The organism is Streptomyces sp. NPDC127197 (assembly GCF_042672405.1).
Classification (GTDB): Bacteria; Actinomycetota; Actinomycetes; order Streptomycetales; family Streptomycetaceae; genus Streptomyces; species Streptomyces flavusporus.
In genome coordinates, this window is the sequence record NZ_JBHXVG010000034.1 from 57,348 (window position 1) to 78,297 (window position 20,950).

The window sequence follows — 20,950 nt, forward strand, 5'->3', positions numbered from 1 at the left end:
GTCACGTAGGTCCAATGTAGGCCGGGGTGGTCGGGGGCGCCCGCTGTTGTACGGCTGTCGTATGGGGCCTGTGGTCAGGCGCCAGGAGTCACGTACGCGCCGTCACACCCGTCAGCGCCGTGACGACCGGATCCAGCGCCTGGTGTATCTCGTCGCCGATCGAGCGGAAGAACGGCAGCGGTGCCCCGTACGGGTCGTACACCTCGTCCGCCTCGGCCGTCGGCGCCAGGAGCCACCCGCGTAGAGCGGCCGCCGCCCGCACCAGCGCACGGGCGCGGGCGACCACGCCCTCCTCCAGCGGAGGCAGCGTGGCCGGGTCTATGGCCCGTACCAGACGGGTGAACTCCTTCAGCGTGAACGTCCGCAGCCCCGCCGAGTGGCCCATGGAGATGACCTGGGCGCGGTGGTCCCGGGTGGCCGTCAGGACCAGGTCGGCGCGGATCACATGCTCGTCGAGCAGCTCCCGGCCGACGAACCCGGTCGCGTCCGCGCCGAAGTCGGCCAGCACCGTCTCGGCGTTGGCCTCCATGGGCGCGCCCTCGTGGCCCCAGGTGCCCGCGCTCTCCACGATCAGCCCGCCGCCCAGGATGCCGAGCCGTTCCTGCACGAAATGCCGGGTCAGCCGCTCGGTGATCGGCGAGCGGCACACGTTGCCGGTGCTGACGTGGAGGATGCGGAAGGTGTCCCTCGGGAATCCGAACGTGGTGGTCTCTTCCCCGCTGCCTATGCCACGCCCCGCGTCAGGGGCTGTCAATTGGCCACCTCGAGGTCGGGTACGACCTTGCGCAGCTCGTCCGGCGAGAGGGCGCCCTCGCGCAGCAGGACGGGCACCGGGCCGGTGACGTCGACGATGGAGGACGGCACGTTGCCGGGGGTGGGGCCGCCGTCGAGGTAGACGGAGACGGAGTCGCCGAGCATCTGCTGGGCGGCGTCGCAGTCCTCCGGCGCCGGGTGGCCGGTGAGGTTGGCGGAGGAGACGGCCATGGGGCCGACCTCCGTCAGCAGCTCGATGGCGACCGGGTGCAGCGGCATGCGCACGGCAACGGTGCCCCGGGTGTCGCCCAGGTCCCACTGCAGGGACGGCTGGTGCTTGGCGACCAGCGTGAGGGCGCCCGGCCAGAAGGCGTCGACGAGCTCCCAGGCCAGCTCGGAGAAGTCGGTGACGAGACCGTGCAGCGTGTTCGGGGAGCCGATCAGGACGGGGGTGGGCATGTTGCGGCCCCGGCCCTTGGCCTCCAGCAGGTCGGAGACGGCCTCGGAGGAGAACGCGTCGGCGCCGATGCCGTACACGGTGTCGGTGGGCAGGACCACCAGTTCGCCACGGCGGACGGCGGACGCGGCTTCGCGCAGACCGGTCACTCGGTCGGTCGCGTCGTTGGTGTCGTATCGCCGTGCCATATCAGCGGGCCTCCTCGTACACGAAGTACTGCTGTGAGTACACGTACTGCTGCGGGGATGGGTTCGGGTTGCTCACGGCAGCGCCTTGCGGGCGGTGGCGAAGCGCGGCCGGTTGTTGAGGTCCGGGTGGTCGGCGGCGTCGGCCCAGCCCCGTTCCTCCGTGAAGATCCACGGCACCTGGCCGCCCTGGGTGTCGGCGTGCTCGATGACGACGACGCCGCCGGGGCGCAGCAGCCGGTACGCGGTGCGTTCCAGGCCGCGGATGAGCTCGAGGCCGTCCTCGCCGGAGAACAGGGCCATCTCGGGGTCGTAGTCGCGCGCCTCCGGAGCGACGTACTCCCACTCCGTGAGCGGGATGTACGGCGGGTTGGAGATGACCAGGTCGACCTGGCCGTCGAGGTCGGGGAAGGCGGTCAGGGCGTCACCCTGCCGCAGATCGACCCGGGACCCCTCCACGTTCTTGCGGGTCCACCGCAGCGCTTCCTCCGACAGCTCCACGGCGTGCACCCGGGAGCGCGGCACCTCCTGGGCGAGGGCCAGGGCGATGGCGCCCGAGCCGGTGCACAGGTCGACGATGAGCGGCTCGACGACATCCATGGCACGCACGGCGTCTATGGCCCACCCGACCACCGACTCGGTCTCGGGACGCGGCACGAAGACGCCCGGTCCGACCTGGAGCTCCAGGTACCGGAAGAAGGCGCGCCCGGTGATGTGCTGCAGCGGCTCGCGCTGCTCACGGCGTGCGACGACCTCCCAGTAGCGGGCGTCGAAGTCGGAGTCCTTCACGGAGTGCAACTCGCCCCGCTTCACGCCGTGCACGAACGCGGCGAGCTCCTCCGCGTCGTTGCGCGGCGAGGGCACGCCGGCGTCGGCCAGCCGCTGGGTGGCTTGAGCTACCTCAGCGAGCAGCACGCTGCGGGGGCTTGGGGGTCGCCCCCCAAATGATTGCTGCACGCTCGTCCTCCGTGTACTCGTGAATGCCTTACGCGGCTGCGAGCTTGGCGGCCGAGTCCGCGTCGACGCAGGCCTGGATCACCGCGTCGAGGTCGCCGTCCAGGACATGGTCCAGGTTGTACGCCTTGAAGCCGACGCGGTGGTCCGAGATGCGATTCTCCGGGAAGTTGTACGTACGGATCTTCTCGGAGCGGTCGACGGTGCGGACCTGGCTGCGGCGGGCGTCGGCGGCTTCCTTCTCCGCCTCCTCCTGTGCCGCGGCGAGCAGCCTGGAGCGCAGGATACGCAGTGCCTGCTCCTTGTTCTGCAGCTGGCTCTTCTCGTTCTGGCAGGAGGCGACCACTCCGGTGGGGAGGTGGGTGATGCGCACCGCGGAGTCGGTCGTGTTGACGGACTGGCCGCCCGGGCCGGACGACCGGTAGACGTCGATCCTCAGGTCGTTCGGGTTGATCTCGACGTCGACCTCCTCCGCCTCGGGCGTGACGAGCACACCGGCCGCGGAGGTGTGGATGCGGCCCTGCGACTCGGTGGCCGGCACCCGCTGCACGCGGTGCACGCCGCCCTCGTACTTCAGCCGGGCCCACACCCCCTGCCCGGGCTCGATCTGCCCGCGCGCCTTCACCGCGACCTGGACGTCCTTGTAGCCGCCCAGCTCGGACTCGGTGGCGTCGATGATCTCGGTCTTCCAGCCGACCCGCTCGGCGTACCGCAGGTACATGCGCAGCAGGTCGCCGGCGAACAGGGCGGACTCGTCGCCGCCCGCGCCGGCCTTGATCTCGAGGATGACGTCCTTGTCGTCGCTGGGATCGCGCGGGACCAGCAGCAGCCGCAGCTTCTCCGTCAGCTCCTCGCGCTGCTGTTCCAGCTCCTTGACCTCGGCGGCGAACTCCGGGTCGTCGGCGCCCAGTTCGCGGGCCGTCTCGATGTCGTCGCCGGACTGCTTCCAGGAGCGGTACGTGGCGACGATCGGGGTCAGCTCGGCATAGCGCTTGTTCAGCTTGCGCGCGTTGGCCTGGTCGGCGTGGACCGACGGGTCGGCGAGCTTCTTCTCCAGGTCGGCGTGCTCGGCGACGAGCTCCTCGACGGCCTCGAACATCTCTGGCTCCTGTGGTGCGTACGTGGGTGAAGGGGCGGGCGACCAAAAACGCCGGTCCCGGCACGCCGAAGAAGGGCGCGGCCGTGGACCGGCGAAATGGGGCTCGCTACTTCTTGGAGCCGGCAGCCTTGCCGAAGCGGGCCTCGAAGCGGGCCACACGGCCACCGGTGTCGAGGATCTTCTGCTTGCCCGTGTAGAACGGGTGGCACTCGGAGCAGACCTCGGCCCGGATGGTGCCGGACTGGATCGTGCTGCGGGTGGTGAACGACGCGCCGCAGGTGCAGCTGACCTGCGTCTCGACGTACTCGGGGTGGATGTCGCGCTTCAAGGTGTCTCCTAGTTTCGGGAGGGCGCCGGGTCGCTGCCGCGGGATGCGGGAGCGTGAACCGGAGCCGACGTACCAGTCTGCCAGGACTGGGGCCATCCCCCAAAACCGGGGGTTGGTGTGATCTATTCCGTGCGGGCCGCCTTGGGCTCGTCGCGCCCACGCGGCGGAGCCGCATATCGATACAGCCCCGCGCCCCTAGGGGGCGCTTACGACGCCCTTGGCTTCGCCGGTCGCCGTGCCCTCCGTGGCCGTCTTCGGGATCGGCCTGTCGTTCCTCAGGGCGGTCCAGACCTGCTCGGCCTTGGTCTCGTCCAGGAGGACGCGGTTCGGGTCGGCCGGGTCGTACTGGACCGGCATGGTCACCATGTGCATCTTCGACGCGCTGATGCCCTCGAGGCCGTTTGCCCAGGACACGAGGGAGTTCACCGAGCCCAGGTCGGAGTCGGTCGTCACGGCCTTGGTCGCGGTGTCGGCGAGGTCGTACAGCTTCTTCGGGCTGGTGAACAGGCCGACGTCCTTGACCTGCTCGACCAGCGCCTTGATGAAGGCCTGCTGGAGCTGGATGCGGCCGAGGTCGGAGCCGTCGCCGACGCCGTGCCGGGTGCGGACCAGGCCGAGGGCCTGCGCGCCGGTGAGCTTGTGCGTGCCGGCCTCGAGGTTCAGATGGCTGTCGGGGTCGTCGATGTCCTCGGTCGTGGTGACCGTGACGCCGCCCAGCTCGTCGACCAGCTTCTGGAAGCCGCTGAAGTCGACCTCCAGGTAGTGGTCCATGCGGAGGCCGGTGAGGGACTCGACGGTCTTCACGGCACAGGCGGCGCCGCCCGTGGTGTACGCGGAGTTGAACATCACGCTCGTCGCGGCGTCATGCGTGGTGCCGTCGGTGTCGGTGCACTCGGGGCGGTCGATGAGGGTGTCGCGCGGTATGGAGACGACGCTGGCCTTCTTGCGGCCCTCGTAGAGGTGCACGACCATCGCCGTGTCCGAGCGGGCGCTGCCGTCGTCGGTGCCGCCGCCGAGGTCCTGGTTGCTGCCGGAGCGGGTGTCCGAGCCGAGGACCAGGATGTTCTCGGAGCCGTTGTCGGCCTTCTCGGGCCGGTCGGCGCCGAGGGCGTGGTCGATGTCGACGCTGTTGATGTTGCCGTTGAGCTTGAAGTACACGTACCCGAGGCCGGTGCCGCCGAGGGCGACGATGCCCGCCGCGGTCCAGGCCGTGATCAGCAGGCCCTTGCCGCGGGACTTGCGGCGGCCCGGGGCGCGATGGCGCGGGCCGGTGGTGCCGGGCTCGCCCGGTATGCCGGGCTCCGGCGTGCTCTCGGCAGACATGTGCTCCTCGGTTCTCGTCGGGTCGGTTACCCCCTGCGGTGAGGAACAGGCGTGTACCGCACCATCGTCGCTCCGTACGGTCAGACGGGGAAACCCGGCACAGGGTTGCACAGAAGACTGTGAAGGGCCGCCCCCGTCACCTCGGTGACGGGGGCGGCCCTCAGGTTGCCGTGTGCCGGACGGCTCAGTCGCCGTTGCCCGGCATCGGCGTCGTCTTCTGGATCTGCATCAGGAACTCGGCGTTCGACTTCGTCTGCTTCATCTTGTCGAGGAGCAGCTCGACTGCCTGCTGCTGGTCGAGGGCGTGCAGCACCCGGCGCAGCTTCCAGACGATGGCGAGCTCGTCGGGGGCGAGCAGGATCTCTTCCTTACGGGTGCCGGACGCGTCGACGTCCACCGCCGGGAAGATGCGCTTGTCGGCGAGCTTCCGGTCGAGCTTGAGCTCCGCGTTACCGGTGCCCTTGAACTCCTCGAAGATCACCTCGTCCATGCGGGACCCGGTGTCCACCAGGGCGGTGGCGAGGATGGTCAGCGAGCCGCCGTCCTCGATGTTGCGGGCCGCACCGAAGAAGCGCTTCGGCGGGTACAGGGCGGTCGAGTCGACACCACCGGACAGGATGCGGCCGGAGGCGGGCGCCGCGAGGTTGTACGCACGGCCCAGACGCGTGATCGAGTCGAGCAGGACGACGACGTCGTGGCCCAGCTCCACAAGGCGCTTGGCGCGCTCGATGGCCAGCTCGGCGACCGTGGTGTGGTCCTCGGCCGGGCGGTCGAAGGTCGAGGAGATGACCTCGCCCTTGACCGACCGCTGCATGTCGGTGACCTCTTCCGGACGCTCGTCGACGAGGACGACCATCAGGTGGCACTCGGGGTTGTTGTGCGTGATCGCGTTGGCGATCGCCTGCATGATCATGGTCTTGCCGGTCTTCGGCGGGGCCACGATCAGACCGCGCTGGCCCTTACCGATCGGCGACACGAGGTCGATGATGCGGGTAGTGAGGACACCCGGGTCCGTCTCCAGACGGAGCCGGTCCTGCGGGTACAGCGGGGTGAGCTTGTTGAACTCCGGGCGGCCGCGGCCGTGTTCGGGCGCCATGCCGTTGACGGAGTCCAGGCGGACCAGCGCGTTGAACTTCTCGCGCCGCTCGCCTTCCTTGGGCTGACGGACCGCGCCGGTGATGTGGTCGCCCTTGCGCAGGCCGTTCTTGCGGACCTGGGCGAGGGAGACGTACACGTCGTTCGGACCGGGCAGGTAGCCCGACGTACGGATGAAGGCGTAGTTGTCGAGGATGTCCAGGATGCCCGCGACGGGGATCAGGACGTCGTCCTCGGCGATCTGCGGCTCGCTGCCCATCTCGTCGCGGCCACGACGGCCCCGGCGGTCGCGGTAGCGGCCGCGACGGCCCCGGCGGCCGCCCTCGAAGTCGTCGTCGTCCTGCTGACGGTCCTGGCGGCCGCCACCCTGCTGGCCCTGCTGCTGGCCCTGCTGCTGGCCGCGCTGCTGACCGCCCTGCTGATCGTCGCCCTTACGGCGGTCACGGTCACGGTCGCGGTCCCGGCCGCGCTCGCGGCGGTCCCGGCGGCGGCCCTCGGCGCCCTCACCGGCGTCGCCCTTGGCCTCACCCTGCGGCTGCTGCTGCGCGGGCGTCTCGGCCTTCGGCTCGCTCTTCGCCTCGGCGGTGACGGTCTCGGGGCTGCCGGCCTCGGCGGTGGCCCGGCGACGACGGCGCTCCGCGGGGGCGTCCTCTCCCCCATCGCGGGAGGGGCCCCCAGCCGGCTGGCCGGGAATCTCGATCTGCTGCTGGGCCACAGCCTTCTCGGCGGGCGCCTCGGCCCTCTTCTCGGCCTTCGCGGTCTTCTCGGCGGGCGCGTCCTCACCCGTGCGCGCCTTGGAGGTGGCGCGGCGCTTGGGCTTGGTCTCGGCGGCCTCGGCGCTCTTCGCCGGGGCTCCGCCTCCGGCCTGCGCCTCCTTGATGACCTCGATCAGCTGGCTCTTGCGCATACGCGCGGTGCCCCTGATGCCGAGGCCGGATGCGACCTGCTGCAGCTCGGCCAGCACCATGCCCTCGAGGCCGGTACCGCGGCGCCGCCGGGAGCCGGCACCGGTGGCAGGCGCGGAGGCGTCCGTGGCGGGCGCGGCAGCGGTCTCCTCGACACGTGCGCCCATCAGATCGGTGGTGTCGCTCACGAAGGGTCCTTCCCTGGAGCGGACGTCGGCCTGTCTGGCTCGGCGACCGGTTGTGCTGTCCGGCTTCGGTCCTTGCTGTGCGAACCGTGCCGGGGCGGTGGTCCGCCTAAGCGGCGGAAGAAATATCTGGTGATGGCGCTTCCTCGAGCCGTGGCACCCAGTGTCACGTGGCGTGGTCGCACCGGTTCCGGAGCGTGCCCGTCGGACCGCTCAGTGTCGGCGTACGACGTACTGCCCGCGTACGAGGTACAAAACACAGTGCGGCTTGGGGGGCTCCCGGAAGAATGTCTGTCCCGGACTGGGACACGAGGCACCTCGCCATGGTGGGGTCGGGTGCAGACTTGAGGTTAACACTACCGGATCCAACAAACATTCCCCCTCTCCAAATCCGGCAATCGCATGCACTTAATCGGAACCGGAGGGCGCGAGCGGCAGCACGCTCGCTCCCTGCAGATCGAGCGCGAGCCGGTTCGCGGCCCAGCCCTGACCTGCAAGCTGTTCCACCTTGTCGGCCGTTCCCGCGTCGGCCAGCGCCATCACCGTGGGCCCGGCGCCGGAGATCACGGCGGGAATGCCGTCGGCCCGCAGCCGCTCGACCAGCGCCGCACTCTCGGGCATGGCGGGCGCGCGGTACTCCTGGTGCAGGCGGTCCTCGGTGGCGGCCGGCAGCAGCTCGGGGCGCCTGGTCAGGGCCTCGACGAGCAGGGCGGCCCGGCCCGCGTTGGCGGCGGCGTCGACGTGCGGCACGGTGCGCGGGAGCAGTCCGCGCGCGGTCTGGGTCAGTACCGGCTTCCCGGGCACGAAAACCACCGGAACGATGGAATCGGCGGGCTCCATCCTGATCGCCCGCGCGCCCCCGGCCTCCATCCAGGAGAGCGTGAAACCGCCCAGCAGACAGGCCGCCACGTTGTCCGGGTGGCCCTCGATCTCGGTGGCGAGTTCGAGCAGGGCCGTGTCGTCGAGCTTTGCCTCGCCGCCTATCGTCACGGCGCGCGCGGCGACGATGCCGGCGCAGATGGCAGCCGACGAGGAGCCCAGGCCACGGCCATGCGGAATGCGGTTCGCGCAGACGATTTCCAGGCCGCGCGGTTGTCCACCCAGGGAATCGAAGGCGGTGCGGAGGGAGCGTACGAGGAGGTGGTTTTCGTCACGCGGCAGCGTCTCGCTGCCCTCACCCGCGATGTCGATGTGCAGCCCGGAGTCGGCCACCCGGACGACCACGTCGTCGTAGAGCCCCAGCGCGAGGCCGAAGGCGTCGAAGCCCGGGCCGAGGTTGGCGCTGGTGGCGGGGACGCGCACCCGTACGGCGGCGGCGCGGAAGGCTGGACCGGCCATCGCTCGATGACTCTCCTTGAGCTGCGTGATTGTCGAAGACATTCGATGACGTACACGAACCCTGCGGCCGCCTTTCGCCGGGAGGCCGGACGCTGTCCGGCTGCGGAGACGACGCGGCACCGCGGCATATGCGGCGGGTGGGTTAGGTACAGCCTATCGAAGGAAGGTTCTGTGGCGACATAGGGCGCACAGGAGGCGCACGATGCGTGTCGTAAGCCCCCTGTGCACCCCCTACGGGGATGACCCTCGGAGCAGGCGTTATGCCAGGCCGAGTCGCTCGGCCGCCGTCGCCGCGTCGACCGGGACGGTGACCGGCTGCGGGGCGCCGGCGACGGCCCAGTCGGGGTCCTTCAGGCCGTTGCCGGTGACGGTGCACACGATGCGCTGGCCCGGGTCGACCTTGCCCTGCTCGGCGGCCTTCAGCAGACCGGCCACGGACGCGGCGGAGGCAGGTTCCACGAAGACGCCCTCCTGGGCGGCCAACAGGCGGTAGGCGCGCAGGATCTCACGGTCCGTCACCTCGTCGATGAAACCGCCGGACTCGTCCCGCGCATTGAGGGCGTGCTGCCAGGAGGCCGGGTTGCCGATACGGATCGCGGTGGCGATGGTCGACGGGTCCTTGACGACCTCGCCGCGCACGATGGGCGCACTGCCGGAGGCCTGGAAGCCCCACATGCGCGGGGTACGCCCGGCCACGCCGTCGGCGGCGTACTCCTTGTAACCCTTCCAGTAGGCAGTGATGTTGCCCGCGTTGCCCACCGGCAGGACGTGGATGTCGGGCGCCTCGCCGAGCATGTCCACAATCTCGAAAGCGGCCGTCTTCTGACCCTCGATACGCACCGGATTGACCGAATTGACCAGAGCGACAGGGTAGTTGTCGCTCAGCGCGCGAGCCAGCGTCAGACAGTCGTCGAAGTTGCCGTCGACCTGCAGGATCTTCGCACCGTGCACGAGCGCCTGGCCCATCTTGCCGAGCGCGATCTTGCCCTGCGGGACGAGCACGGCGGACACCATGCCCGCCCGTACGGCATAAGCGGCGGCGGAGGCGGACGTGTTGCCGGTGGAGGCGCAGATGACCGCCTTGGCGCCCTCCTCCTTGGCCTTGGAGATGGCCATCGTCATCCCGCGGTCCTTGAAGGACCCGGTCGGGTTGGCCCCCTCCACCTTGAGGTGGACCTCGCAGCCCGTGCGCTCGGAGAGCACCTGCGCGGGCACGAGGGGCGTGCCGCCCTCGCGGAGCGTCACGACCGGCGTGGTGTCGGAGACGGGCAGCCGGTCCCGGTACTCCTCGATGATTCCGCGCCACTGGTGGGTCATTGCTGGTTACTCTCCTTCAACCCGCATGATGCTGGCGACACCCCGCACGGTGTCGAGCTTGCGCAGCGCCTCGACGGTCCCGCTGAGGGAGGCGTCGGACGCGCGGTGCGTGACGACGACGAGGGAGGCCTCGCCGTCCTTGCCCTGCTGCCGCACCGTATCGATGGACACACCGTGCTCGGCGAACACGGTGGCCACCTGGGCGAGAACACCCGGTTTGTCGGCGACATCAAGGCTGATGTGGTAGCGCGTCACGACCTCGCCCATAGGCGAGACGGGCAGCGCGGCGTACGCGGACTCGCCGGGGCCGGTCGCGTTGCTGAGCCGGTTGCGGCAGACGGCGACCAGGTCACCGAGGACGGCGGAGGCCGTCGGGGAGCCGCCGGCGCCGGGGCCGTAGAACATCAGCTGACCGGCGGCGTCCGACTCGACGAACACGGCGTTGTACGCGCCGCGCACGGAGGCGAGCGGGTGGGCCAGCGGAATCATGGCCGGGTGCACGCGCGCGGTGACCGAGCCCCCGTCCGCGGCCCGCTCGCAGATGGCGAGCAGCTTGATGGTGCAGCCCATCTCCTTCGCCGAGGCGAAGTCGGCGGCAGTGACCTCGGTCATGCCCTCGCGGTAGACGTCGTCGAGACGCACGCGCGTGTGGAAGGCGATTCCGGCGAGGATCGCGGCCTTGGCGGCGGCGTCGAAGCCCTCGACATCGGCGGTGGGGTCGGCCTCGGCATATCCGAGCGCGGTGGCCTCGTCGAGGGCCTCCTGGTACCCGGCCCCCGTCGAGTCCATCTTGTCGAGGATGAAGTTGGTGGTGCCGTTGACGATCCCGAGCACCCGGTTGACCTTGTCGCCGGCGAGGGACTCGCGCAGCGGGCGGATCAGCGGGATGGCGCCGGCGACGGCGGCCTCGTAGTAGAGGTCCTTGTCGTTCGCCTCGGCCGCCGCGTGGAGGTCGGCGCCGTCCTGGGCGAGGAGGGCCTTGTTCGCGGAGACGACGGACGCACCGTGCTCGAAGGCGGTGGTGATCAGCGTACGGGCGGGCTCGATACCGCCGATGACCTCGACGACCACGTCGATGTCGCCACGTTTGACGAGGGCGGTGGCGTCGGTGGTGACCAGGGCCGGGTCGATGCCCTCGCGCACCTTGTCGGGCCGGCGGACCGCGACGCCCGCGAGTTCGACGGGGGCGCCGATCCTGGCGGCGAGGTCGTCGGCGTGCGTCGTCATGATGCGCGCCACCTCTGAGCCGACCACTCCACAGCCCAGCAGCGCCACCTTCAGCGGACGCGTACGCATCATCCGACCTCGTTTCCTCTCACCGTATGCGGTTGCACCAGTCTCACTCACCGGACGGAAGTTTCTGCCCTTTGTCCGGATCCTGAGACATCTATTTCATTTCGATGAGGGGTGGACACAGGAGATCTTCCACCCCTCGTGGACTGGGATCCGGGGTCAGCCGACGTCGAGCCGCAGGAGATCCTCTTCCGTCTCCCGGCGGACGATCACCCGCGCCTCGCCGTCGTGCACGGCGACGACCGGCGGGCGGAGCACATGGTTGTAGTTGCTGGCCATGGACCGGCAGTACGCGCCGGTGGCCGGCACCGCGATCAGGTCACCGGGTGCCAGGTCGGCCGGCAGGAACGCGTCCTTCACCACGATGTCACCGCTCTCACAGTGCTTGCCGACGACACGGGCGAGCATCGGTCCGGCGTCGGAGGTGCGGGAGACCAGGGCGACGCTGTACTCGGCGTCGTACAGCGCGGTGCGGATGTTGTCCGACATGCCGCCGTCGACGGAGACGTACGTACGCAGCCCGTCGAGGGGCTTGATGGTGCCGACCTCGTAGAGCGTGAAGGCGGTCGGCCCGACGATGGCCCGTCCGGGCTCGACGGAGATGCGCGGGGTGCGCAGCCTGGCGGCCTCGCACTCACGGCTGACGATCTCGGTGAGCGCCTTGGCGATCTCGTGCGGCTCGCGGGGGTCGTCGTCACTGGTGTACGCGATCCCGAGCCCACCACCCAGATCGATCTCGGGCAGCTCGACGCCGTGCTCGTCACGGATGTCCTTGAGCAGTCCGACGACGCGGTGCGCGGCGACCTCGAAGCCCGACATGTCGAAGATCTGCGACCCGATGTGCGAGTGAATCCCGATCAGCTCGAGCCCATCGAGCTGAAGGGCCCGCCGTACGGCCTCGGCGGCCTGTCCGCCGGCCAGCGGAATGCCGAACTTCTGGTCCTCGTGGGCGGTGGCGATGAACTCATGGGTGTGCGCCTCGACGCCGACCGTGACCCGGATCTGCACACGCTGCCGCTTGCCGAGGGACTGGGCGATGTGGGCGACGCGGACGATCTCCTGGAAGGAGTCGAGCACGATCCGCCCGACACCGGCGTTGATGGCCCGCTCGATCTCGTCGGCGGACTTGTTGTTGCCGTGGAAGGCGATCCGGTCGGCGGGCATGCCGGCGGAGAGGGCGGTGGCGAGTTCGCCGCCGGAGCATACGTCGAGGTTCAGCCCCTCCTCGTGCAGCCAGCGCACGATCGCGCGGGACAGGAACGCCTTGCCCGCGTAGAAGACGTCCGCATCGTGACCGAAGGCCGTGCGCCAGGCACGGGCGCGGGCGCGGAAGTCGGCCTCGTCGACGATGTAGGCGGGCGTGCCGAACTCCTCGGCGAGCTTCTTGACGTCGATACCGCCGACGGTCACGACTCCGTGGCCGTCCCGGCCGACGGTCTGCGCCCACACCTTCGGGTCGAGGGCGTTGAGGTCGGCCGGCGGGGCGGAGTAGTGACCCTCGGGGAGGACGTCGGCGTGACGGGGCCCGGCGGGGTGTGCGGAACGGCTCATTGTTCTTCCGGTGGCTCTCTCAGAGGTGGTCGGGTGCGTCGATGCCGAGCAGGGCGAGGCCGCCGGCCAGCACCGTCCCGGCGGCTTCGGCGAGAGCGAGCCGGGCGCGGTGGGCGGCCGAGGGTTTCTCCTCGCCGCACGGCAGCACGGCGGGCAGCAGGACGAGGGCGGCATCGGCGACGGTGACGAGGTGCCGGGCGAGACGGTCGGGAGCGCGGTCGCGGGCGGCCGCGGTGAGGATGCGGGGGTGGTCGGCGAGCAGGGCCTCGACGTGCGCTGCGTCCGGTACGTGGCCGGGGTCGGCGGCGAAGCCCAGATCGGCGGCGTTACGGGCGACGGCCCGGCTGCGGGCGTGGGCGTACCGCACCCGGAAGAGGGGGTTGCCCTCCCGCTGGACCAGATGATCGACGGTGATCCGGGGCCGGTCGTGGGCTGCGGGCTGGAGCAGGGCCCAGCGGGCGGCGTCACGGCCGAGGGGGAGGGGATCGGTGGGGGCGGGGACGGGCCGTACGGTGACGACGTCGACCGGTGCCGGTGCGTCAGATCCGCCGTGGGCGTCGAGCGGTGCCGGTGCGTCCGGCCCGCCGTAGGCGTCGACGCGCACGCCGAACACCGACTCCCACTCCAGGTCGGGCCGGGCAGTGCAGCTGATGCGGACGAGGGCGCCCTGGGAACGCAGGATGCGGGCGGCGGCGTCCGCCACGACGACGGCACGCACCTCATGAGGACAGTGCAGCCGCACCACCTGCCCGGCGAGGGCGTCGGAGTGCCCGTAGCGCAGGCCTTCCCGCAGGATGCGCTGCACCAGGCCGACGGAGGCGGCGCCGTCGAGGGCGATGTTGAGGAACCCCGGCCCGGTGATCTCGACACCGGTGACGCCGTCCGCCCCGGCGAGATATGGGCGAAGCACCTCGGCAACCACACGCGGCGGCTGCCTGGCGGGGCGGGCGAGCTGCAGGGCGATGTTGGTGGCGTAATCCCCCCACCCCCCCGGCCCCGGCGGCTCCACCACGGCCCGTGCGGGCACGGTCACGCTCAGCTCCCCCTCGTCGACAGCACGACGCACCGCATGCAGCACGGTGCGGGAGAGCTCGACGGGGGTCACGGGACAAGCGTATGGGAGGAGGGGGGTGGGTAGGCGAGCCGGTTTGGGAGAGGGCCCGGGATGTGGACGTACGGCTGCGGGCGGCCGCTGCGGTCGACCGCGACTGGACGGCCTGCCGGGCCGGGGCTCATTCGCCTGCCTGGCTTTGGCTCATCCGCCTGCGAGTCCCCGCGCCCGTTCGCCCGCCAGGCCTCGGCTCATCCGCGTGCCGGATCAGCGCCCCGGTCGGCGCTCCGGGCCGCCGCTCATCCGCCCGCTCGACCGGCACTCTCGGCCTCCGCTGCGCCGAGCAGCCCGCCGACTCCGGAGCCGATCGCACCAGCGCTGCCGTCACTCCCACTGCCACTGCCACTCCCCCTCCGCTCGACCAACCGCCGTACGAGCTGTACGAGTTCGGCGGGCTCGAAGGGTTTGGGGAGGAAGGCGTCGACGTCGAGGCCGGTCTCGACCTCGTACTGCGTACAGGCACTGATGATGGCGAGAGGCAGATCGCGCGTCCGCGGATCCGCACGCAGGCGGGCGGCGGTCCGCAACCCGTCCAACCGCGGCATGACGACATCGAGGGTGACCACATCAGGCTGCACCTGATGAACGACATCCAGACACTCGGCACCATCGGCCGCGGTCACCACCTCGAGGCCCTCCAGCTCGAGATTGACCCTGATCAGCTGCCGGATGACCTTGTTGTCGTCCACAACAAGCACCCGGCCCGACGCGCCTGGCACAACTCGAGAGTAGGTCCGGACCGGCCACCGCGTCCGGGTTTTCCCCACTTCCACCCCCTGCGGGCCAGCCACACCCCTGGTTGACGTCCTGGCCATCCCCCGAAACCAGTTCATGACCACCCCGAAGGAGCTGGTAGTGTTCTATCCGTCGCCGCGAGCAAGAAGCCGCGACCGACACGCCCCCGTAGCTCAGGGGATAGAGCAACGGCCTCCGGAGCCGTGTGCGCAGGTTCGAATCCTGCCGGGGGCACCCTGTATGAGGTGCCCAAAGACCCCGTCACCAGCGGAAACGCTGAGGCCGGGGTCTTCGTATATGTGCAGCCGTATGCCGCCCGAAGCGGCCGTATGTCGGGGTCCGTGGACGAGCTGTGGACGGGATCTTGGAGCGTTGCCGCAGGTGAGAAACGTTCTCCACCGTTCCTGTGTCTCATGAAAGAGCCGCCAGGCAGGAACCTGGCGTGTCAGAGGCGTGCGCTTGGATGAGCAGGTGACCGTTCAAGACGTTGCTCGGCAGCTGCCCGACATAGCCGTCCTCCGTGAGCACTGCCGTTCCATGGCCATCCTGGAGGCGGTCCTGAGCCCTGAGTGGGCAGACCGCTATCACTCCTTCAACCGCCATTGGTCCGACACGGAGTCGATGGCCTCGATGCGGAACGGGTCGGGCGATGAGTACTCGATCGTTTTCTCGGCCGCCGGCGCCTACGTCCGTGGGTTCGATCACGAATCACCTATGAGCCCCTATGCAGAGGACGGGCCATGGCCCGGAGTGCTCGATGACGTTCCCGACGTCTTCCGGCCGTGCGTCGAGGAGCCCGCGTTCTCGGATGAGGACGGGATGCCTCTCATCACTGCTTGTATGTGGCGAGAGACGGGAGACGATGGCTGGAAAACAGGGACGATCGACTTCCCCGACAAGGAAACGGAAGACCCGGACGGCGCCAGGTACCTCTTCCAACTGTTGGTGGACCGCTCGCCGGAAACGTTTCAGCGGTGGGCCGAGGACTACTACGAGATCCCGGTCGACTTGGAGGCCGTTCGTCACGTCTTTTCTTCCCGTCCTCTGACCGAAGGAGTAGTCAGCGCATTGAACTCAGAGATCACCCTGGCCGACCTCGCGGAGGACATCGCGGAGATCGGCTATCCCCTGAGCTGAGAAATTCAGCAACGACGAAACCCCTGGACGCGATGCCAGGGGCCTCGGATGCGGGCAGGAGTGTCACTCGTACTCGCAGAGTAGGTCCTCGATGCGCCGGTTGGCGACCTCTTGCCGCCCGTCGAGACACTTCGCGTAGCGGGTCAGCAGGACCTCAACGCTGTTGCTTGCGCGCTCGGCCACCTCGGTCGGATCGACGCCCGCGTTCAGCCACGTCGAGAGCGCCGAGTGCCGAAGGTCGTACGGGCGCTTCGCGAGCGGCGTACCCCCGCAACCCAGCTGCGTGCTCTGCGACTTCGAGTGTCAGACCGACGGGGGGACAGCGGCTCAGGCGGAGCGGCACATGAGCCGTCCACGCCGTCCGACGGCACCGGCGGCACAAGCGGGAACGGTGGCCTCTTCGGCGGCACCGGATGACCCACCAGGCCCTCCGCGGGCTGATCGTGTGCCTTGGGCGAGCGCTCAGGCGCCGAGGCTCTGGATGGTCTCCTTCACCAGACGGTTGCCCTTGGGCTCGTACCACGAGGTGTACGACGACAGCTTGGCAACCGCCGCGCCCAGCCACTCGGGATCGCCGAGCCGGTCCAGCGCCTTCGCCTCGGTGAGCTGGTCGAACAGCGCCTTCAGCACAATGACGTGGCCGCCCGTGTAACGGCGCTCGTGATGCGTGTACCGCACCGACCACAGCTCGTACGGATGGCGCAGGATGCCCTGCAGGGAGCAGCCGTCGCGGCCCATGTCGGCACCGGGCGCGAAGGCCCCGACGAAGCCTCCGAAGGGGGTGACATGCCACCTCCGGTAAGCGGCTCGCACCTTCAGCTCCACGAACTGGGACCACTCCATGGCGAGCAGGGGTGCCGCCTCCCCGCGCCGGCGGTGCTCCAGGCCCTCGGGCGTGAGCACGATGGACAGGCCGTCCTTCCGCGTCGGGTCCCCGATCACCCACCGGTCCCCGATCAGCTCCAGCGGCCCCAGGTGCTGCGCCATGGCCTCTCCCTCTGTCCTGCCGTCTGTCCGACCGGGAACATAACCGACGCCTGGAGACCTCCCACCGGCGGTGCGTCCTCGGTCGTGGCCCCGCCCGACGCCGACCGGGCAGGGCCGATGGAGGGCCGGTTGCCTGTGCCGGCGGCGGGGCGTCACCCGTGCCCGTGCTCCGCCGAGCCGCTGTCCTCGGTGTGCTCGTCCTCCTCGGCGGGGGTGTCGCCGCCGAGGCCCGCCTGGACGGTGAAGCTCGCGGTGCGCACCTTGCCGTCGTGCTTGAAGTCGAGGAAGAGGCGGTAGGCGTGGGCGCTGGGCGCGGTGGCGGTGAAGGAGACGGTCGGCCCGGGCTTCGTCCTGGCGTCACCGGCTTCGCTGTTGGGGTGGACGTGCAGGTAGGCCAGGTCTCCGGCGCGCAGCGCCACCAGGTGCCCGTACGCGCCGAGGTAGGGCTGCAGGTCGGTCACCGGCTTGCCGTCCTTGCGAACCTCGAAGGTCAGGTCCCGGGCGGAGCCGGTGTTGAGGTCCCCGTGCAGGGTGACCGTGTAGCCGTCGGCCCTGCTGGTGCTCACCTGCTGGGGCAGCGCTTGCGGCTCGTAGTGCCCTGCGACCGCCAGGTCCGTGCCCAGGGTGAGGCTTTCGCCGTCCTCGGCGGCCGGGGCGAAGTCCGCGAAGAGGCGGTAGTCGCCGGCCGTCGGCAGGTTCACGGGCAGGCGCCACGTGCCGTCGGCGGTGCGCGTGGGGTGCAGGTGGCGGTAGACGGTCAGATCGCGGGAGGCCAGGATCAGGTGGAGCTCCTTCTCCTGCTCCACCTCGTAGTCGGTGACCGGCCGCCCCTGCGCGTCGAGGATGGCGAACCGGATCTCGGCGCTGCGCCCGCGCTCGATCCGCGGGGTCTTCAGGTCGATCGAGTAGCCGTGGGACGAAACCTGCAGCCCCCCGGGGACTTCTGCGGCATTGTCCGCGCCGCCGGCCTCCGCCACCTCGACCTCACGGCTCGTTGGCGCACCCGGCTTGGTATCCGCGTCGTCGGACCCGGCGAGGCTGCCCACTCCGTACGCCGCGCCCCACACGACGGCGAGTGCCGCGGCGAAGCCAGTGATCTTCGGCCAGGTGTTCATAAGAGTCTCCCGGGAAGGGCCACCAGAGGGGACGTCACCCGAGGGAGCATATACCCCTGCGGGGTATAGGCCAACCGAGTTGGATATACACCCCCGGGGTATATGAATCCCCGGGCGCCGACCGGCCAGGACACGCGAGCGCCGGGAAGTGGGCCGGACCACGCCTCCCGACCCCCGCCATTGGCCTGCATGCACCTCGAAGGCACCCCCGGCCAACACCTCGACGCCTGCACAACCGAACCCGGCACGCCCGACCACGACGCCATGCTCGCTACGCCGACGACGGAACCCGCCCCGCCCCCCTGGAGCCCGAGCGGCGCATGTTCCACTGCACGAGCGGCTGCAGGGCGTCCAGCAGCGCCCGGCCGTCCGGGGCCAGCTGGTAGCGGATCTGTACGGGCGTGGTGGGGATGACGGTGCGCTCGATGAGGCCCGCGGCCTCGAGTTCCTTCAGGCGCTGGGAGAGCAGTCGGTCGGAGATGCCGTCGATCATGGCCCGGTACTCGCCGAAGCGCCGGGCCCCCTGGTGGGCGGCCTGCAGTACCGAACCTGTCCAGCGGCGTCCGATCAGTTCGAGGGTGCCCTCGAAGCGCGGGCAGGTGTCGTCATGAATGGAGTCCACTTACAAAAGATTAGCACCTTACCCTTTGTTTTGCCGGTGGCACGGTTCGGCGCACCGTGGACGCATGACCGACTACGGACGCCCGCTCTCCTTCGGAGTGAGCCTCGACCCCTCCGCCGGGGCATGGGCCCAGACCCGGCGCCTCGCGCGCAGGGCGGAGGACTCGGGCCTCGACCACCTCGCCGTTCAGGATCACCCGTACCAGCCCGGCCACCTCGACACCTGGACCCTGATCACCCATCTGTCCGCGGCCACCGACCGCATCTCCTTCCTCACCGATGTCGCCGACCTGCAGCTGCGGCCGCCGGTGATGCTCGCCAAGGCCGCCGCGTCGCTGAGCGTGCTCACCGGCGGACGGATACAGCTCGGTGTCGGCGGGGGCGGCATCCCCGACGCCATCGCCTCGATGGGCGGACCGGCGCGACGCGGCCGGGACATGGTGGCGTTCGCCGAGGAGTCCCTGGGGCTGCTGCGCACGGCCCTGGCCGGGGACGTCGTACGACTGCACAGCCCGTACCACTCCGTCGACGGTTACCGTGCCGGACCGGTGCCCCCGAAGCCCGTCGAGCTCTGGCTCGGCGCCCAGAAGCCCCGGATGCTCGCCGTCACCGGCCGGCTGGCCGACGGCTGGATCTCTCCGCTGAACATCTACGTCCCGCCGCAGGAGGTGCCCTCGCGGCAGCAGATCATCGACGAGGCGGCCGCCGACGCGGGCCGCGACCCGCGGACGCTGCGGCGCGTCTACAACGTGATCGGCGTGATCGGCGACCACGGGGACGGACCCGGGCTCGTCGGCGATGTGCGGCGGTGGGTGGACACCCTCACCGAGTGGGCCGTGGACCTCGGCTTCGACACCTTCGTCTTCTGGCCCGCCACCGACCCCGAGCGGCAGCTCGCACGCTTCGCCGGCGAGGTCGTGCCCGCGGTGCGTGAGCGCGTCGACGCCGTCCGGAGCGGGCGATGAACCGCGCCTTTTCCGCCGTGCCGGCCGAGCTCGCGGGCAAGGTGGTCAGGCCCGACGATCGGCGCTACCGGCTGCTCCGCTCCACCTACACCACCGTCGGCAACCCGGCCGCCGTCGTCCTGCCCGAGTCCGCGAGCGACGTCGCGGCGGCGCTGCGGCTCGCGCGGGAGACGGGGCTTCGGGTGGCCGTCCGCAGCGGCGGCCATGGCCTGTCCGGCAGGGGCACCAACGACGGCGGGCTCGTCATCGACCTGAGCGCGCTGCACCGGGTCGATGTCATCGACCGCGGCTCCCGGCTGGTCCGCGTCGAGGCAGGTGCGCGCTGGGCCCAGGTCGCCCGGGCGCTCGCCCCGCACGGGCTCGCCATCAGCTCCGGCGACCACGGCAACGTCGGCGTCGGCGGCATCGCCACCGGGGGCGGCGTCGGCTGGCTGGTACGGCAGTACGGGCTCACCATCGACCACATCCGTGCCGTCGAGGTCGTCCTGCCCGACGGAACGGCCGTGCGCGCCGATGCCGAGGCCGAGCCCGACCTGCTGTGGGTGATGCGCGGGGCCGGCGCGGGAGCCGGGATCGCGGTGGCCTTCGAGATCGAGGCCATGGAGCTGCGTGACGTCGGCTACGCACAGCTGGTCGCCGCGGTGGACCCGGCCGGTCAGACGCTGCGCCGCCTGGCCGACGTCATGGCGCGGGCGCCGCGCGAGCTGTCGACGGCGGTGATGCTGTCCTCGCGGGGCGCCACCGCCGCCGCGTTCATCACCGCGGTCGTGGCCTCGGACAGTCCGTCCGTCATTCGGGATGCGGTCGAACCGCTCCTCGGCATCGGGGACGTGATGGTCCAGCAGGCCCACGTCGTCCCCTACCCGGAGCTGGTCCCACCGCTCCATCTGCACGCCAACACCGGGCAGATGCCGTCCAGCACGACCAACGGACTGCTCACGGACATGACCTCGGACACCGCCCGCGCGCTGATCACGGCGTCGGCCGCCCCCGACCCGGTCCTGATCCAGCTGCGTTCACTCGGCGGCGCCACCCACGACCCGGCCCCCTCGGACACGGCGTTCGCGCACCGCCACCAGAACACCCTCGTCGTCGCCTCGGCGTTCCCGCCGGACGACCGCGCCACGCTGGCCGCCGCCTGGACCCCGCTCGCCCCGCACACCGACGGCGCCTACGTGAACTTCGAGAGCGCCCCCGACGAGGCGACGTTCGCCCGCGCCTACCCGGGACCGACCGGTACCCGCGTCACCGACCTGTGGAAGCGCTACGACCCCGACGGTGTCCTGCGTCCCCGGCCGCCGGCCTGACCGCGGCCCCATCGACCACCTCACCGACCACGAGCCCCGCGGCACCCGCCGCGGACGCCCGCCCTTCCAAGTCACCTCTTACCGGAGATACTCCATGGCCACGTTGCTGCACATCGACTCGTCCGTGTTCCCCGCGTCCGCCTCCGCGTCCCGGGCCGTCACGGAGACCTTCCGCAAGGCCTGGGAGGA

At 70.5% G+C, this 20,950-nt stretch carries 19 protein-coding genes, 1 tRNA gene and 2 pseudogenes; 5 read left to right on the forward strand and 17 right to left on the reverse strand.

Annotated features, from left to right (window positions below):
- Window positions 1–88 precede the first annotated feature (88 nt).
- From ACFVJQ_RS35760 to ACFVJQ_RS35820, 13 genes are all read right to left on the reverse strand, one after another.
- The gene (locus ACFVJQ_RS35760) at window positions 89–754 is read right to left on the reverse strand and encodes a protein-tyrosine-phosphatase (RefSeq protein ID WP_385515220.1); all 666 of its coding nucleotides are present in this window, start codon (window positions 752–754) and stop codon (window positions 89–91) included.
- Complete coding sequence (locus tag ACFVJQ_RS35765; protein ID WP_224736569.1) at window positions 751–1,398, reverse strand: L-threonylcarbamoyladenylate synthase; 648 nt, start codon at window positions 1,396–1,398, stop codon at window positions 751–753. Before ACFVJQ_RS35765 ends, ACFVJQ_RS35760 begins: the two co-directional genes overlap by 4 nt.
- A 72-nt stretch (window positions 1,399–1,470) precedes the next feature.
- Entirely contained in the window at window positions 1,471–2,310 is an 840-nt protein-coding gene (prmC, locus tag ACFVJQ_RS35770) for a peptide chain release factor N(5)-glutamine methyltransferase (RefSeq protein WP_385515219.1), read from the reverse strand.
- A gap of 70 nt (window positions 2,311–2,380) precedes the next feature.
- Entirely contained in the window at window positions 2,381–3,448 is a 1,068-nt protein-coding gene (gene prfA / locus ACFVJQ_RS35775; RefSeq protein ID WP_385789801.1) for a peptide chain release factor 1, read from the reverse strand.
- 106 nt (window positions 3,449–3,554) lie between these two features.
- On the reverse strand, window positions 3,555–3,776 hold the full coding sequence (gene rpmE, locus ACFVJQ_RS35780; protein ID WP_059301453.1) for a 50S ribosomal protein L31: 222 nt from the start codon (window positions 3,774–3,776) through the stop codon (window positions 3,555–3,557).
- A 195-nt stretch (window positions 3,777–3,971) separates the two neighbouring features.
- Window positions 3,972–5,099: an LCP family protein gene (locus ACFVJQ_RS35785; protein ID WP_385515217.1), complete on the reverse strand. Its 1,128-nt coding sequence runs from the start codon at window positions 5,097–5,099 to the stop codon at window positions 3,972–3,974.
- A gap of 184 nt (window positions 5,100–5,283) precedes the next feature.
- The gene (rho, locus tag ACFVJQ_RS35790; protein WP_385789804.1) at window positions 5,284–7,287 is read right to left on the reverse strand and encodes a transcription termination factor Rho; all 2,004 of its coding nucleotides are present in this window, start codon (window positions 7,285–7,287) and stop codon (window positions 5,284–5,286) included.
- 405 nt (window positions 7,288–7,692) lie between these two features.
- The gene (gene thrB, locus ACFVJQ_RS35795) at window positions 7,693–8,622 is read right to left on the reverse strand and encodes a homoserine kinase (protein WP_129800564.1); all 930 of its coding nucleotides are present in this window, start codon (window positions 8,620–8,622) and stop codon (window positions 7,693–7,695) included.
- A gap of 258 nt (window positions 8,623–8,880) precedes the next feature.
- A complete protein-coding gene (gene thrC / locus ACFVJQ_RS35800) occupies window positions 8,881–9,939 on the reverse strand; it encodes a threonine synthase (RefSeq protein WP_385271809.1) in 1,059 nt (352 codons plus the stop codon).
- A 6-nt stretch (window positions 9,940–9,945) separates the two neighbouring features.
- On the reverse strand, window positions 9,946–11,235 hold the full coding sequence (locus ACFVJQ_RS35805) for a homoserine dehydrogenase (protein ID WP_385515261.1): 1,290 nt from the start codon (window positions 11,233–11,235) through the stop codon (window positions 9,946–9,948).
- A 156-nt stretch (window positions 11,236–11,391) separates the two neighbouring features.
- Entirely contained in the window at window positions 11,392–12,783 is a 1,392-nt protein-coding gene (gene lysA, locus ACFVJQ_RS35810) for a diaminopimelate decarboxylase (RefSeq protein WP_385515214.1), read from the reverse strand.
- Window positions 12,784–12,802: 19 nt separating this feature from the next.
- The gene (nrtL, locus tag ACFVJQ_RS35815) at window positions 12,803–13,888 is read right to left on the reverse strand and encodes an ArgS-related anticodon-binding protein NrtL (protein WP_385789807.1); all 1,086 of its coding nucleotides are present in this window, start codon (window positions 13,886–13,888) and stop codon (window positions 12,803–12,805) included.
- A 245-nt stretch (window positions 13,889–14,133) separates the two neighbouring features.
- The gene (locus ACFVJQ_RS35820; RefSeq protein WP_385789816.1) at window positions 14,134–14,709 is read right to left on the reverse strand and encodes a response regulator; all 576 of its coding nucleotides are present in this window, start codon (window positions 14,707–14,709) and stop codon (window positions 14,134–14,136) included.
- Between the two features lie 82 nt (window positions 14,710–14,791).
- On the opposite strand from ACFVJQ_RS35820, the gene ACFVJQ_RS35825 reads away from it, so the two are divergent.
- Window positions 14,792–14,863 (forward strand) — tRNA-Arg (locus ACFVJQ_RS35825).
- 237 nt (window positions 14,864–15,100) lie between these two features.
- Complete coding sequence (locus ACFVJQ_RS35830; protein ID WP_385789818.1) at window positions 15,101–15,766, forward strand: hypothetical protein; 666 nt, start codon at window positions 15,101–15,103, stop codon at window positions 15,764–15,766.
- Window positions 15,767–15,829: 63 nt separating this feature from the next.
- On the opposite strand, the pseudogene ACFVJQ_RS35835 reads toward ACFVJQ_RS35830, so the two are convergent.
- The 4 genes and pseudogenes from ACFVJQ_RS35835 to ACFVJQ_RS35850 all read right to left on the reverse strand — a co-directional run.
- Window positions 15,830–16,030 (reverse strand): annotated as a pseudogene (locus ACFVJQ_RS35835) (site-specific integrase); the annotation flags it as partial.
- A gap of 198 nt (window positions 16,031–16,228) precedes the next feature.
- Complete coding sequence (locus ACFVJQ_RS35840; RefSeq protein WP_385789809.1) at window positions 16,229–16,753, reverse strand: hypothetical protein; 525 nt, start codon at window positions 16,751–16,753, stop codon at window positions 16,229–16,231.
- A 152-nt stretch (window positions 16,754–16,905) separates the two neighbouring features.
- Window positions 16,906–17,868, reverse strand: coding sequence for a hypothetical protein (locus tag ACFVJQ_RS35845; RefSeq protein ID WP_385789811.1), 963 nt, complete (start codon window positions 17,866–17,868; stop codon window positions 16,906–16,908).
- A gap of 271 nt (window positions 17,869–18,139) precedes the next feature.
- Window positions 18,140–18,490: a winged helix-turn-helix transcriptional regulator gene (locus ACFVJQ_RS35850; protein WP_385515210.1), complete on the reverse strand. Its 351-nt coding sequence runs from the start codon at window positions 18,488–18,490 to the stop codon at window positions 18,140–18,142.
- A gap of 64 nt (window positions 18,491–18,554) precedes the next feature.
- Here ACFVJQ_RS35850 and ACFVJQ_RS35855 point away from each other — a divergent pair, with 64 nt between their 5' ends.
- The 3 genes and pseudogenes from ACFVJQ_RS35855 to ACFVJQ_RS35865 all read left to right on the forward strand — a co-directional run.
- Entirely contained in the window at window positions 18,555–19,454 is a 900-nt protein-coding gene (locus tag ACFVJQ_RS35855) for an LLM class flavin-dependent oxidoreductase (protein ID WP_385515209.1), read from the forward strand.
- On the forward strand, window positions 19,451–20,761 hold the full coding sequence (locus ACFVJQ_RS35860) for an FAD-binding oxidoreductase (RefSeq protein ID WP_385789813.1): 1,311 nt from the start codon (window positions 19,451–19,453) through the stop codon (window positions 20,759–20,761). The genes ACFVJQ_RS35855 and ACFVJQ_RS35860 overlap by 4 nt, the downstream gene beginning before the upstream one ends.
- Window positions 20,762–20,855: 94 nt before the next feature.
- Window positions 20,856–20,950, forward strand: a pseudogene (locus ACFVJQ_RS35865) (FMN-dependent NADH-azoreductase); the annotation flags it as partial.